The sequence below is a fragment of the Streptococcus sp. W151 genome (assembly GCF_053010205.1).
The window spans coordinates 187,053-199,922 of record NZ_JBRKNT010000002.1; the positions used below are offsets into that span (position 1 = coordinate 187,053).

General features: G+C 40.7%; 12 protein-coding genes. 3 read left to right on the forward strand and 9 right to left on the reverse strand.

Annotated elements, in window-relative coordinates:
- Positions 1–16: 16 nt before the first annotated feature.
- The 8 genes from ACVC7Q_RS05645 to ACVC7Q_RS05680 form a co-directional block, all read right to left on the reverse strand.
- Positions 17–1,108: a glycerol dehydrogenase gene (locus ACVC7Q_RS05645; RefSeq protein ID WP_447265153.1), complete on the reverse strand. Its 1,092-nt coding sequence runs from the start codon at positions 1,106–1,108 to the stop codon at positions 17–19.
- 14 nt (positions 1,109–1,122) lie between these two features.
- Positions 1,123–1,791 carry a fructose-6-phosphate aldolase gene (locus tag ACVC7Q_RS05650; protein WP_342983640.1) on the reverse strand — a complete coding sequence of 223 codons (669 nt, stop codon included), beginning with the start codon at positions 1,789–1,791 and terminating at the stop codon, positions 1,123–1,125.
- A 15-nt stretch (positions 1,792–1,806) separates the two neighbouring features.
- The gene (locus ACVC7Q_RS05655) at positions 1,807–4,245 is read right to left on the reverse strand and encodes a glycyl radical protein (RefSeq protein ID WP_023027619.1); all 2,439 of its coding nucleotides are present in this window, start codon (positions 4,243–4,245) and stop codon (positions 1,807–1,809) included.
- Positions 4,246–4,386: 141 nt separating this feature from the next.
- Positions 4,387–5,688 (reverse strand): PTS sugar transporter subunit IIC, encoded by a 1,302-nt coding sequence (locus ACVC7Q_RS05660; RefSeq protein WP_447265154.1) that lies wholly within the window; start codon positions 5,686–5,688, stop codon positions 4,387–4,389.
- A gap of 11 nt (positions 5,689–5,699) precedes the next feature.
- The gene (locus tag ACVC7Q_RS05665) at positions 5,700–6,011 is read right to left on the reverse strand and encodes a PTS sugar transporter subunit IIB (protein ID WP_368403023.1); all 312 of its coding nucleotides are present in this window, start codon (positions 6,009–6,011) and stop codon (positions 5,700–5,702) included.
- Positions 6,012–6,021: 10 nt separating this feature from the next.
- Positions 6,022–6,345, reverse strand: coding sequence for a PTS lactose/cellobiose transporter subunit IIA (locus tag ACVC7Q_RS05670; RefSeq protein WP_368403021.1), 324 nt, complete (start codon positions 6,343–6,345; stop codon positions 6,022–6,024).
- Positions 6,346–6,511: 166 nt separating this feature from the next.
- Positions 6,512–7,483, reverse strand: coding sequence for a sugar-binding transcriptional regulator (locus ACVC7Q_RS05675; RefSeq protein ID WP_447265155.1), 972 nt, complete (start codon positions 7,481–7,483; stop codon positions 6,512–6,514).
- Positions 7,484–7,497: 14 nt separating this feature from the next.
- Positions 7,498–8,241 (reverse strand): DeoR/GlpR family DNA-binding transcription regulator, encoded by a 744-nt coding sequence (locus tag ACVC7Q_RS05680; protein ID WP_447265156.1) that lies wholly within the window; start codon positions 8,239–8,241, stop codon positions 7,498–7,500.
- A 130-nt stretch (positions 8,242–8,371) separates the two neighbouring features.
- On the opposite strand from ACVC7Q_RS05680, the gene ACVC7Q_RS05685 reads away from it, so the two are divergent.
- Positions 8,372–9,148, forward strand: a complete 777-nt coding sequence (locus ACVC7Q_RS05685; protein WP_048717587.1) for a glycyl-radical enzyme activating protein — start codon at positions 8,372–8,374, stop codon at positions 9,146–9,148.
- Between the two features lie 115 nt (positions 9,149–9,263).
- Here the strand turns inward: ACVC7Q_RS05685 and ACVC7Q_RS05690 are convergent, their stop codons facing one another.
- On the reverse strand, positions 9,264–11,159 hold the full coding sequence (locus ACVC7Q_RS05690; protein WP_447265157.1) for a M13 family metallopeptidase: 1,896 nt from the start codon (positions 11,157–11,159) through the stop codon (positions 9,264–9,266).
- Between the two features lie 148 nt (positions 11,160–11,307).
- Here ACVC7Q_RS05690 and ACVC7Q_RS05695 point away from each other — a divergent pair, with 148 nt between their 5' ends.
- Positions 11,308–12,030, forward strand: coding sequence for a metal ABC transporter ATP-binding protein (locus tag ACVC7Q_RS05695; RefSeq protein ID WP_447265158.1), 723 nt, complete (start codon positions 11,308–11,310; stop codon positions 12,028–12,030).
- The gene (locus tag ACVC7Q_RS05700; protein WP_447265159.1) at positions 12,027–12,869 is read left to right on the forward strand and encodes a metal ABC transporter permease subunit; all 843 of its coding nucleotides are present in this window, start codon (positions 12,027–12,029) and stop codon (positions 12,867–12,869) included. The genes ACVC7Q_RS05695 and ACVC7Q_RS05700 overlap by 4 nt, the downstream gene beginning before the upstream one ends.
- Position 12,870 lies beyond the last annotated feature (1 nt).

The following is a 12,870-nucleotide window of genomic DNA, read 5'->3' on the forward strand; positions in this document are numbered from 1 at the left end:
AACGACTAATGTTTACTTAGTCCAAACCTTGAACATAGGCATCTACAGCTACAATCGCTTGAGCAATATCAGAAGCTTGTACCTTGAATGGCATTTGATGGATGGTTTCTCCTTCGATGGTAGCTTGTTGGCCAACCTTGAGAAGATCTTCGTAGCTTGCATTTTCAAGATGCATTTCTTTCAGAGTCGTTGGCATGCCAATTTGTTGATAGAAACGAATGTATTTGTTCAATTCTTCTTTTGGTCGGTTTTCCAAGAACAATTGAACCAAGGTTCCATAGGCTACTTTTTCACCGTGAGTCAAATGGTGAATGTCTCCGGTGAGGGCTGTAAAGCCATTATGGATGGCGTGAGCCGCTGCTAACCCTCCACTTTCAAATCCAATCCCACTAAGAAGGGTATTGGCTTCAATGATGTTTTCAAGAGCAGGAGTTACGACTTTGGCTTCACAAGCAGCCATGGCTTGAAGACCGTCTGCAAATAAGGTTTCTTCACAACGTTGTGCAATCGCAACACCCGCTAAGGTTTGTCGTTGACCCAACATGTTTTTTCCATTGGCTTGCATTACCGCACGCGCTTCGACCCAAGTCGCTAATCCATCTGCAATACCAGAAGCGAGCAAACGTTTTGGTGCTTGAGAAATAACCTTACTATCCACTAATACCAATTCAGGGTTTTTAGAATAGAAGATATAGCGAGCAAAGGCTCCCTCATCCGTGTAGATAACTGACAAGGCTGAAACCGGAGCATCTGTAGAGGCAATAGTCGGAGCAATGACAACTGGTGATTTTAAAAGATCAGCAATAGCTTTTGCACTGTCGATGGTCTTTCCTCCACCAAGTCCGATAACTAAATCACAGCCATTTTCTTTAGCTAGGCCGACCACACGATTAATTTCATTATCAGAAGCTTCACCATTGAAGAACACTGGCAAGACTGTAAAGCCATACCGAAGGAGATACTTTTCAAAACGTTTCCCTACGATATCATAGACTACTGAATCACAGAGTAAAACGGGATGACTCCCCAGTTCTAAAATAGGTTTTGCATTTTCAAATAAAGCATTTTCACCTTGAATGTAACGGGATGGGCTTGCAAAATTTCTCATACACTCCTCCTTTATCAAATTGTATTCTTATGATGAACGGCTGACCAATCTGCCTCGAAGTCATCCACTGCTTTTGCAATAGAAGGCATTCCAAAAGCTGCTTCAAAGACATCTGCCCCTGCCGTAATTGCTTGTGTTCCTTCTTTAAATGCTCGATTAACTTGAGCCACATTTTTAAAGGAAGCTGCTAGAATTTTGCTTGATGAATGATTACGCTCTATGGCACTCGCTAACTGAGAAATAACCTGAGCTGAATCAATGTTTAAGTTTTCCATACGATTGTAATAAGGTGCTAAATAGTCGGCTCCTGCTTCAATAGCTAACAGTCCTTGAAAAACAGTATAGATTGCTGTTGCAGTAATTTTGTAACCCTCTGCTTTTAACACTTTAATTGCAGCAAGTCCTTCAGGTGTTACCGGGACTTTAATATAGGTGTTTTCATCGCATTGTTCGCGAATTTTAGCCGCATCTTTCAAAATTCCTTCATAATCTTTTGCGACAACTTGAACATGGATGGAAGGAGAGCCCCCAATGATTTCTCGCACCTTATGGATACGATCAAAAAAATCAATGTCCCCTTCTTTTTTAGCAATTGTTGGGTTCGAAGTTACCCCAGCAAGGGGTAACACTCGTGCCCATTTTTTTATCTCATCTAAATTTAAAGTATCAAGCATAAATTCCATATACATACCTCTTTACTATAGAGTATGCTCTGTCCGTCCAATAATATCATCTTGTGTAGCTCTTGATAGTACATTGAAGAAAGCTGAGTAGCCTGCAACACGTACAATTAAGTCACGGTGTTTTTCCGGATGTTTTTGAGCATCTAACAACGTTTCTCTAGAAACCACATTGTATTGAATATGGTATCCATGTAGACGATTAAAGAACGTACGGAGTAAAGCAATAAGTTTTAATTTATCTTCTTCTTTGGCTAAAGTTTGTGGGTTTACTTTTTGGTTCAGTAAAACACCACCAACAATTTCATCTGTTGGCAATTTAGAAACAGATTTTAGAACAGATGTTGGGCCATGTTGGTCCATATTGTGGGATGGAGAGCATCCTTCTGCTAGTGGAGTTCCGGCATTACGACCGTCCGGAGTAGCTAATGTTCCACGACCTTGTCCTACATTGGCTGAAATAGAAGATGTACCTGAGTAACGGATACCACCGATTGGCCCACGTCCATAGCGAGTATTTGGATATTTAGCAATTTCATCCACATAAATATCGTATGCTTCTCGAACTAAGCTGTCCGCATAATCATCATCGTTTCCATATTTCGGTGCGTCATGGATAAGCATCTCTTGGATTTCTTTTCCACGTTCGCCCTCGTAATCGGTTTCTAGAGCATGCCATAGCTCTTGTGGCGTTAAGCGTCCTTCTTCGAATACCAGTTTCTTGATTGCTGCAAGTGAATCGGATAAGTTTGCAATACCCACTTGTAGACCAGAAATATAATCGTAGACAGCTCCACCTTCTTTTAGGTGTTTTCCACGGCCAATACAGTCATCTGTCAAAGCTGAACAGAGGATGTCTGGCACTTCTCTTTCAAGAGATAGGTCGATCGAGTTTTCTACGATCACACTCATGCGGGTTAAGTGGCGCAAAGTCTTGTCCCAAGCAGTCTGCAATTCATCGAAGCTCTTCATGTCTTTAAAATGACCGAAGCTTGGTGCAAAGCGCTTGCCAGAAGCAGGATCGATTCCATCATTCATCGTGATGAGCAAAACTTTAGGGAAGTTCATATAACTCATACCTGTACAGCGATATCCCCATTTACCTGGAACAGCTGTTTCTACACAACCAATTGCACTGTAATCATAAGCATCTTCTTCAAGAACACCTTTTGAAATAAAGGATGGAATTATGATCTCATCATTATTGAAAGCAGGCATACCGAATCCGAGCTTCATAACTTCAATACATTCGTTCATGAAGCGGGCATCCAAACCAGCATGGTAACGAACAGTTAAGTTTGGTTGAGGAAGGTGAGTTTGAGCAACAGACTTCAACACTAAATAAGACAATGGGTTGACAGCATCTTTCTTATCACGCGTTTGACCACCAATCGTAACGTTTTGATAAAGCGGACTACCTGCAGATGAGAAGGTATGTGCTTGACTACGTACTTTGTTAATTGTAATAGTCTTAATCCAAAGGTTGGTCAAGCGTTCAACAATACTCTCTTCAGTTTCCCGTCCACTTTCCAAATCAGCTTTAACGTATGGATACATATATTGGTCAAAACGGCCATATGAAAGTGAGTGTCCATTTGATTCAATCTGAAGTATACATTGGATAAACCAAACAGACTGAACAGCCTCTGCAAATGTACTTGCAGGCTCGTATGGAACTTTTGAGCAAATCTCTGCTATTTCAAGCAATTCCTTCTTACGTTCAGGAGTTGCTGTTTCAGCAAGTTGTTTAGCAAGTTCCACAAATCGTTGAGCATAGGTCTTAACAGCATCAACTACGATAAAGATAGAATCGTAAAAATGGTACTTATCAATGCTAGCTGGATCTGTTAGATCTAGGGCTGCTTTAGCTTGGCGAGCTCTTTCTTCAAAACCTTTCAAGCCATATTGCAATAATTTTTGATAATTAACTGCTAAGTGGGCATCTCCTGAATTCATCTTCCCTTCCATACCGAAGAATCCTGTTTCCATATAGACAGATACTTCTTCAGGTAGAAGAGCTCCAGCTCTTGCACGTAAGTTATTATTTTCCCAGAACGGTGCGATACTACGGAGCTGCTCTTTCGTTTCTTCCGTAATATAGAAGACGTCACCATCCCGCTTTTCAAAAAGATCCAATTCCTTCAGAACGAACTCTAAAGTATATTCTGGGAAGATCGGAGCATCTTTATTAGAGGACGCTTGGTTTCCAGCAATCATGGATTCATCCTCAATATAGATTGTCATATTTTCAAGAATCTCTTTCAACATATAGGCACGTTTAAGAACATTTGGTTGTTCCTTATAACGATCATATGCCTTAGTTGCAAGAACAGCACGTTCAGCATCGATGTAAGGCTTCTTGTTTAAGACATCTTCACGATACTTATTCATGCGTTCAGTGAGGCTTCCAAAATATTCTGTTTTAATGCTTGTACTTGCTACTTCTACTTGTTTCATTTTTTCAAAACCTTTCTTTTGAAATCATTTTGTTTTCTTTCGTAACTATAGTAGCATTAAATTTTACGAATTTCAATGAATTATGGATTATACATATAAATTCTAATCTAGTCGCACATCTGTGCATTCCTAATAAACGCACTATTTTTCAGCTTGTAATTCATTGTTATAGGCAAGATTATCTTGGAATTTGAAGAATGGGAAATATACGACAGTCGAGGTCGCAAGAACTAGCACTTGAACGAAAGCACCTTGCCAACCTCCAACCATAAATCCAGAAATAATGGCTGGTGTACTCCAAGGAAGAGTCACACCTGAGAATGGATGCATAAATCCAATAGCAATTGATGCATAAACAATTATTGCAGCCAAAATTGGAACCAAAATAAATGGAAGGAACATCACTGGGTTCATTACGATCGGAAATCCAAATACGACGGGTTCATTGACATTAAAGATTGCAGGAAATGCTGCAACTTTCCCCAAAGCTTTATACTGTTTTGACTTAGCAGCAAATAGCATGGCAACAACCAACCCAAAGGTTATACCTGATCCAGACAAAATAAGGAAGCTATCTAAGAATTGTTGAGTTACAATGTGGGCACCATTTTCAACGGATAGCTTCCCAGCTGCCAACATTGATTTATTGGCATCTAGGTTAGAAAGTAGCAAGGCTGTTACTACCCCATTGACAACTGATTGTCCGTGTACACCAAACCACCACAAGAATGAAATAAAGAAGGCAATTCCAATCGCTCCGTAAAGGGATCCTGTTAGACCTTGTAGAGGAACCTGAATGACATCATAAATCATTTCAATGAAGGTACCGCCACTTGTCACTACTTTTGATACGATATAGACAATCATTGATAGTAAGAAAATCACGAAAGCAGGAATCATCGCTTCAAATTGTTTGGCAATGGCTTGAGGTACTTGTTCTGGCATTTTAATAACAATATGTCTTTGGATAAACACAGTATAAATCGCACCAACTACCAGACCAATAATAATAGCACCGATAATCCCTTGACCACCAAACCATACTTTTGCAATGGCATCACCAATCGGTTCTCCCTTAGCTGGTACATAAGAAGATTTTAACAAGATAAAGAATGAAGATAGGGACAAAACTCCTGCTGGCAAGGGTTCTACTCCACTGTTTTTAGCATATGAATAACCAATGGAGAAGCAAGAAATTAATCCCATGATGGCGAATGTTCCTGAATAAACCTGCATAAATGGCTCTGTCCATGTATCGCCAAATACACTAGCAATAGCCTGGTTAAGACCTTCAAATGGTAATTGCCCAATAATCAGAAACAAACTACCAACTACCGTTAATGGAAGGATCGCTAACATCCCATCTTTAAGAGCAATAATTCCTTTCATGTTTACAAAACGCATGATTGGAGCGATAATTTTCTGAGAATTAAAATTAGACATGGGAAGCCTCCTTATTTTTCTCCTAGCAATTCTAGAGCTAGATTTAGTACTTTCTTACCATCCAACATCCCATAATCTGCCATAGGGATGACAGCAATAGGAATATTGTTTGCCTCACAAATCGCTTTTGATTTATCCAAAGTATAAGCTACTTGAGGGCCCAACAATGCAACATCGATTTCTGGGGCAAAATCTGCTAATTTCGCTTGAGAATAGGCATCGATTTCAGCATCAATCCCTAATTCTTTAGCCGCCACCTTCATATTATTTACCAACATTCCTGTTGAAAATCCTGCTGCACAAAACAATCCAATTTTCATCATCTTTTCCTCCTTATTGTTTCGCTGAAAGTTCTTTACGTAAGTCAATCATTTCTTTAATCAAGTTAATCTCTGTGATGGAAGTCATTAAGTGATCTTGTGAGTGCACAAACAGAGCTGTAATATCTGTCTTTGTCCCACCTGCTTCCTGGGCTAAAAATTGTGTTTGCAGGTTATGCGCTTCTAGCAATGCTGCATCTGCTTTTGCAATTTCGTCTTCAGAAGATGTAAAATCGCCCTCCTTAGCATATGATAAAGCTTGGTAAATATGCTGTTTAGCATCACCCGCATTTAAAATCAATCCCATAATAATTTGGTCTGCAACAATTATTTCCATGTGCACTACACTCCTTTGTCAATCTACTGAAAGCGCTTTTTCTATTGTCAATATACCATTTATATTTTTGCCGGTCAATAAAAATCGCAACATTTGATTGTTGTTTTTAATTTTTGCACATTTGTGCTTTTTAACTCAAAAAAATAAGGACCGCATTCCTGCTGTCCTATTTTTTAGTAAATTGCTGATCACCATCTAATTCTAAGACTTTTAAGATCGTTGCTTCATCTGTGACTAAATGATTGATATAGTTGGCTTTCAAAACCGATAAAATTGCTTTTGTTTTCTGATCACCGTAGGCCAAAGAGATGGTGTTTGGTACCTTTCTCAATTCCTCCAATGTGATAGATATTGTTCTTTCCTGTAATTCAGGATAAACGGGGATACCTTCTTGATCAAAAAAACGACAGCATACTTCTCCTACAGCATGTTCTGACTCCAATTTCTTAAAATCATTCGATGTCAGCATATCAAACCATTGAGGATTCTTGCTATCTGCATAGCCACCAATCCCCACAGCCGCAACATCCAAGCAACGCCAACTAGCTTTCAAGTCCTCAAAATACTTAGAAGATAAGATGCCTTCCGTCACCTCAGAATTTTCTTGAATGACACTCGCATTTATAAAATGACATTCCCCATGAAATTTACTCGCCATACTGTAGATTAGCGTATTGACATGGTAGCGAGCATGGATATGACTAGGACCTCCAGCTAAGGGATAAAATTGAACACCATCCAAACGCTTCGTTCCAACTTGTTCCACCATTAATCTGAGAGACTTTCCCCATGAAAATCCAACTGTCATTCCATCTTCAATCAAATTTCGAAGCATGACCGCACTTGCTTGCGCCAGTCGCTTTTCAAGGCTTTCTCGAGGCTCATCAACTAGATTCGATATAATCTCAATAGCTTTTAAGCCATATTTTTGTTTGATATAATTTTCTAAATGGAAGAGGCGAGTATCAAAATTTTCAATTTCAATTTTTACAACTCCCTCTTTTTTAGCCTCCGCTAACATTCTGCTGACAGTTGTACGGTAGATTCCAGTTTCTGTTGCGATTTGCGATTGACTTTTGTCTTCAACATAGTATAGATAGGCTAATTTAGCAAGTAACTTTTTCCGTTCATCTTTCAATTGGCTTCTCCTTCTTATACTAGCGTTAAAATCGTTTGTGAATCCTCAAGTTTTTCTTTAGCATCTTGAGATATATTCTTATCTGTTATGACTCTCGAAACTTGTGAAAGTGCAAATCGTCTGACAGTTCCACATTTCCCAAATTTACTTGAATCTGTTAAGACAATCACTTCTTTAGAAACATCGGACATAGCTTGAACAACTTCACTTCTCATCATATCTTTCCCAGTAAAGCCAAGTTCGTCATCATATCCGTCTACCCCTACAAAAGCAAAGGGAACTCTAAACGAGCGGATTAATTCTTTCAAAAGCGGACCTACAGTCACTCTCGATTCTTTTTGAAATTCACCACCAAGTAGGATGATTTTACAGGAATCATATTCCTGAATATAATCTGCAATAAAATAAGAATTTGTCACAATCTTGACATTCTTTTTTGTTTGGCAAATTTCTTCCGCTAGCAGGGCACACGTAGAGCCTGATTCAATCAGAACGGTGTCGTTATCCTTAATTAATTTAGCGGCCTCCCGGGCTATTCTTTTCTTGGTATCATATTGAAAGGACAATCGAACATTGATATCATCTCCACTATTTAAAACTGCATAGCCATGCTCCCTATGCAATAATCCTTTTGATTCCAGCTTATCCAAATCCTTTCGAATAGTCACCTTAGAAACTTGTAATTTCTCCGACAAGCTATTAACATCAATCTTTTCAAACTCCGATACTAATTTCAATATTTCATCTAAACGTTGCATTGTTTTTTACCTCTACTCTATTTTAGCAAAATTTCGAGTGAATTCAAAACAAAATAAACTTTCGTTCGTAATTGAATTAGTTTCTTAAATAATGTATAATAGACTTACTAGATTGATAGGAGAGCAAAATATGGAACAAAATCGTGGCATTATCTTTAACATCCAACACTTTAGTATCCATGATGGCCCTGGCATCCGAACTACAGTATTTCTAAAAGGATGCCCCCTGCGTTGTCCATGGTGCTCCAATCCTGAATCCCAGCGTGCAAATCCTGAAAAAATGTTAGATGCTGTTACTAAAAAGGAAACTATCACGGGAGAAGAAAAAACAGTCACAGAAATCATAGATGATGTCTTAAAAGACGTTGACTTCTATGAAGAATCTGGTGGTGGCCTTACCCTGTCTGGTGGAGAAATCTTTGCTCAATTTGAATTTGCCAAAGCTATCTTAAAAGCTGCGAAAGAAGTTGGACTTCATACTGCAATCGAAACGACAGCTTTTGTTGAACATGAGAAATTTGTCGATCTCATTCAGTATGTCGATTTTATTTATACAGACCTTAAACATTACAATACACTTAAACATAAGAAAGTCGTTGGTGTTAACAATCATCTGATTATTAAAAATATCCATTACGCCTTTGCTCAAAACAAAACAATCGTTTTACGTATTCCAGTCATTCCTAATTTCAATGACTCTCTAAATGATGCTGAAGAATTTGCTTCTCTTTTTAATTCGCTTAACATCGATGAAGTACAACTTCTCCCATTTCACCAGTTTGGAGAAAACAAATACAAGCTTTTAGGACGTCGCTATGAAATGGAAGGAATAAAGGCCCTGCATCCAGAAGATTTATATGACTACCAGCAAGTTTTTTTAGATCATGACATTCACTGTTATTTCTAATCCACTCAAAAATCCCCAAAGTTAGTTTCAGTCAGTTGAAACTTGGCTTTGGGGATTTTTAGTTTTTTTCACGAGCGAGCAAGAAAATCAATAAATTGCTTAACTGAAGTCGAGACTACCAAATAATTACACGATCCTCTGGTGCGCGCCACATGCCATCTCCTTCTTTGACATCAAAGGTTTCAAAGAATTCGTCAAAGTTTGGCAATTGAACATTGGTACGGAGTTTTCCTGGTGCGTGGACATCAACACTTGCGAGGAGTTGCATGTACTCTGTCCGAGCTTTCATGCGCCAGATGCGAGCAAAGTTGGTGAAGAATTCTTCTGCTGAGAAGTCTGCTTCTTTCTTAGCGGCTTCAAGGGCTGCAGCGATTCCTCCGAGATCTGCCACGTTTTCAGAAACGGTCAATTTCCCGTTGATCTTGGCACCGTAAGAATCTTGACCTTCAAACTGATCGATAACCTTTTGCGTCCGAGCGGTAAAGGCTTCGTAATCTTCTGGCTTCCACCAGTCTTTCAAACTACCATGCTCGTCAAAGGAAGCACCATTGGTGTCAAAGGCGTGGGAGATTTCATGGGCAATGACTGCACCGATTCCGCCGTAGTTAGCTGATGACGATTGGTGAAGATCATAGAAAGGTGCCTGCAAAATCGCTGCTGGGAAGACGATTTGGTTTTGTTGCGGATCATAGTAGGCATTAACCATATTAGCTGGCATATGCCATTCGCTCCTATCGACTGGTTGGTTCCACTTGCTCCAAGTATGGGCAATGGAAATTTCGTAAAGGGATTGAGCATTTTCCACCAAGTTTTTGCTCTCGTCGATGATCTTTTTGGCGTATGTTTCTGGTAATTTTTCAGGGTAGCCGATATGCGGTGTGATGACATTGAGTTTGACAATGGCTTTTTCGCGGGTTTCAGGAGCGAGCCAGTCTGCTTTTTCCAGACGATCCTTGTAGACCTCAATCATAGTCGCTACTTTATGCTCTACATCTGCTTTCGCTTCTGGTGAGAATTTTTCACCTGCATACCAGAGTCCAAGCGCTTGACTATAAGGGCCTTCTGCCAAGGCCAGAGCTGCTTTTTCTTTTGGACGAGGTTCTGGAATCCCTGTAATGGTCCGTCCATACTCACCAGACAAGACACGAATTTCTTCAGTCAAGAAGGACGTCCAAGAAAGAGCTGCACCGAGTTTCAATTTAGCATGAAGGGTTTCCCAGTTGGCTGCTGAGTAGTATGTTGGCGCAAATTCCTTCCAGAAACGCTCTTCCGGAACGATGATTTTATCTGGTGTTTGTCCGATTACTTCTGTAAAGAAGGTCTCGAGTGGCAATTCTGGAACCAAGGCTTTGAATTCTTCCCACTCATATGGATGATAGAGTTTGTTGTACTCAGATCTTTCTTCGTTTGACAAGACATACTTAGCCAATTCTGCATCGGCCGCAATCACTTTATCCAGGATATCTTTGATTTCTGCCTCTGAGAAATCAAATTTTGGCAAGAGCTTTTCCATCATCTGGCGCCAGATAGCCAGTAATTCTGGGCCTTTTTCGTTGCCTTCTTCATAATAGGTCGTATCCGGCAAGATAAGAGAAAGAGATTCTCCCCACAAGACATTCATTTGGGCATTCATAAAGTCCGGTGACACGCTAAATGGCATGAGATTTGGTTTGCCAGCTAGTTCATAGGCGCCCAACTTGCTGGTATAGTCTTCGAAAGAAGATAGAGCCTTGATTTCATTGATCAAGGGCATAGCTGGAGCCACACCAGCTGCTTCCCGCGCATCAAAATCTGCCACCATCTTGTGGTATTTGACAAAGTTTTGCAGAATGCTGTCTTCAGGCAATTCTTCTCCTTGTTGCCATTTCCCAGTGATATCCAACATCAAGTTTTCGATGTCTTGGATCAAGTCCATAAAACCACCAGTTGACGGTTTATCATCAGGGATGACGGCTGTCTCAGCCCATTCCCCATTGACGTAATCATAAAAATCATCTTGTAAACGTACCATGATCTTCTCGCTTTCATTCTTTTCTATTAACCTTATCAAAAATAGGTCTATTTTTCAACGATTACAAGTGAGTTAACCTAAATTATTTTAAAAATTAACTTGACTTAATTTTTTCATTCATGTATATTAATGATAAAGGAGCAAAATCATGATTCAAATTGAACATCTCAGTGTTGCTTACCAGCAAACACTAGCCTTGGAGGATCTTTCCCTCACCATCCAGGGTCCAACCATCCTAGGAATTTTGGGACCCAACGGTGCGGGGAAATCAACCCTGATCAAGGCCATGCTAGGACTTCTCCCTCATTCGGGAAGGGTCCAGCTCGATCAACAAGATCTCGGCCAAGTTCTTCAACGAGTGGCCTACGTCGAACAAAAGACAGCTATTGATTTCCACTTCCCCATCACGGTACGGGAGTGTGTCTCACTAGGCCTCTACCCCCATCTTTCTATCTTCAAGAGAAAAAGCAAAGAGGATCTCCAAAAGGTGGAAGATGCCTTGCAGCTTGTCAATCTCCTTGATCTAGCCGATCGCCAGATTGGCCAGCTTTCAGGAGGGCAATTCCAACGGGTCCTAATCGCCCGCTGCTTAGTCCAAGAAGCAGAAGTCATCTTTTTGGATGAGCCCTTCGCTGGGATTGACTCTGTTAGCGAAGAGATCATCATGCAGACACTTCAAACCTTGAAAAAGGAAGGCAAGACCATCCTGATCGTCCATCACGATCTCAGCAAGGTTCCTGCTTACTTTGACAAGGTCCTCCTCCTTCATCGCAAGCTGATTGCTTTTGGGAAAACAGAGGAAACCTTTACCAAAGAGAATCTGCATGCAGCCTATGGGCATGAACTCTTTATAGGAGGTGGCGTCGGATGATTACAGAATTTATCGATGGATTACAGCAATTCCACTTCTTACAGAATGCCCTGATCACGGCCATCGCCATCGGGATTGTCGCTGGAGCCGTTGGATGCTTCATCATTTTGCGAGGCATGTCTCTCATGGGAGACGCTATCTCTCACGCAGTTCTTCCTGGTGTGGCTCTCTCCTTTATCCTAGGCATCAATTTCTTTATCGGCGCCATTGTCTTTGGCCTCCTGGCGTCCGTCCTTATCACCTATATCAAGAGCAACTCCATCATCAAGAGTGACACTGCCATCGGGATTACCTTTTCTTCTTTCCTCGCCTTAGGAGTCATCCTGATTGGAGTCGCTAAAAGTTCCACCGACCTTTTCCACATCCTCTTTGGGAATATCTTGGCCGTTCAAGACCAGGATATGTGGATGACCATTGGTGTCGGTGCTGCGGTCTTGCTGGTGATTGTCCTACTCTTTCGTCCCTTACTGCTCACTTCTTTTGATCCCATTTTGGCTCAATCCATGGGCGTCCGGGTCAAGGTCTATCACTACCTCCTTATGGTGCTCTTGACCTTGGTTTCTGTCACTGCTATGCAGAGTGTCGGAACCATTCTCATCGTCGCCATGCTCATTACACCCGCTGCGACGGCCTATCTCTATGCCAATAGTCTCTGGTCTATGATGCTCCTTTCATCCGGATTAGGTGCTCTTGCATCCATCCTGGGACTCTTTATTGGCTATAGCTTAAACATCGCCGTCGGGTCTTGTATTGTCCTCACTTCTGCTGTATTCTTTCTCATCAGCTTCTTTATCGCTCCTAAACAGAGAAAGAATAAGCACGCTCTTTCATCTCATTAAA

Coding starts and splice junctions, on each gene's coding strand:
- ACVC7Q_RS05645 (WP_447265153.1), bottom strand. CDS start 1,108: ATGAGAAATTTTGCAAGCCCATCCCGTTACATTCAAGGTGAAAATGCT.
- ACVC7Q_RS05650 (WP_342983640.1), bottom strand. CDS start 1,791: ATGGAATTTATGCTTGATACTTTAAATTTAGATGAGATAAAAAAATGG.
- ACVC7Q_RS05655 (WP_023027619.1), bottom strand. CDS start 4,245: ATGAAACAAGTAGAAGTAGCAAGTACAAGCATTAAAACAGAATATTTT.
- ACVC7Q_RS05660 (WP_447265154.1), bottom strand. CDS start 5,688: ATGTCTAATTTTAATTCTCAGAAAATTATCGCTCCAATCATGCGTTTT.
- ACVC7Q_RS05665 (WP_368403023.1), bottom strand. CDS start 6,011: ATGATGAAAATTGGATTGTTTTGTGCAGCAGGATTTTCAACAGGAATG.
- ACVC7Q_RS05670 (WP_368403021.1), bottom strand. CDS start 6,345: ATGGAAATAATTGTTGCAGACCAAATTATTATGGGATTGATTTTAAAT.
- ACVC7Q_RS05680 (WP_447265156.1), bottom strand. CDS start 8,241: ATGCAACGTTTAGATGAAATATTGAAATTAGTATCGGAGTTTGAAAAG.
- ACVC7Q_RS05685 (WP_048717587.1), top strand. CDS start 8,372: ATGGAACAAAATCGTGGCATTATCTTTAACATCCAACACTTTAGTATC.
- ACVC7Q_RS05690 (WP_447265157.1), bottom strand. CDS start 11,159: ATGGTACGTTTACAAGATGATTTTTATGATTACGTCAATGGGGAATGG.
- ACVC7Q_RS05695 (WP_447265158.1), top strand. CDS start 11,308: ATGATTCAAATTGAACATCTCAGTGTTGCTTACCAGCAAACACTAGCC.
- ACVC7Q_RS05700 (WP_447265159.1), top strand. CDS start 12,027: ATGATTACAGAATTTATCGATGGATTACAGCAATTCCACTTCTTACAG.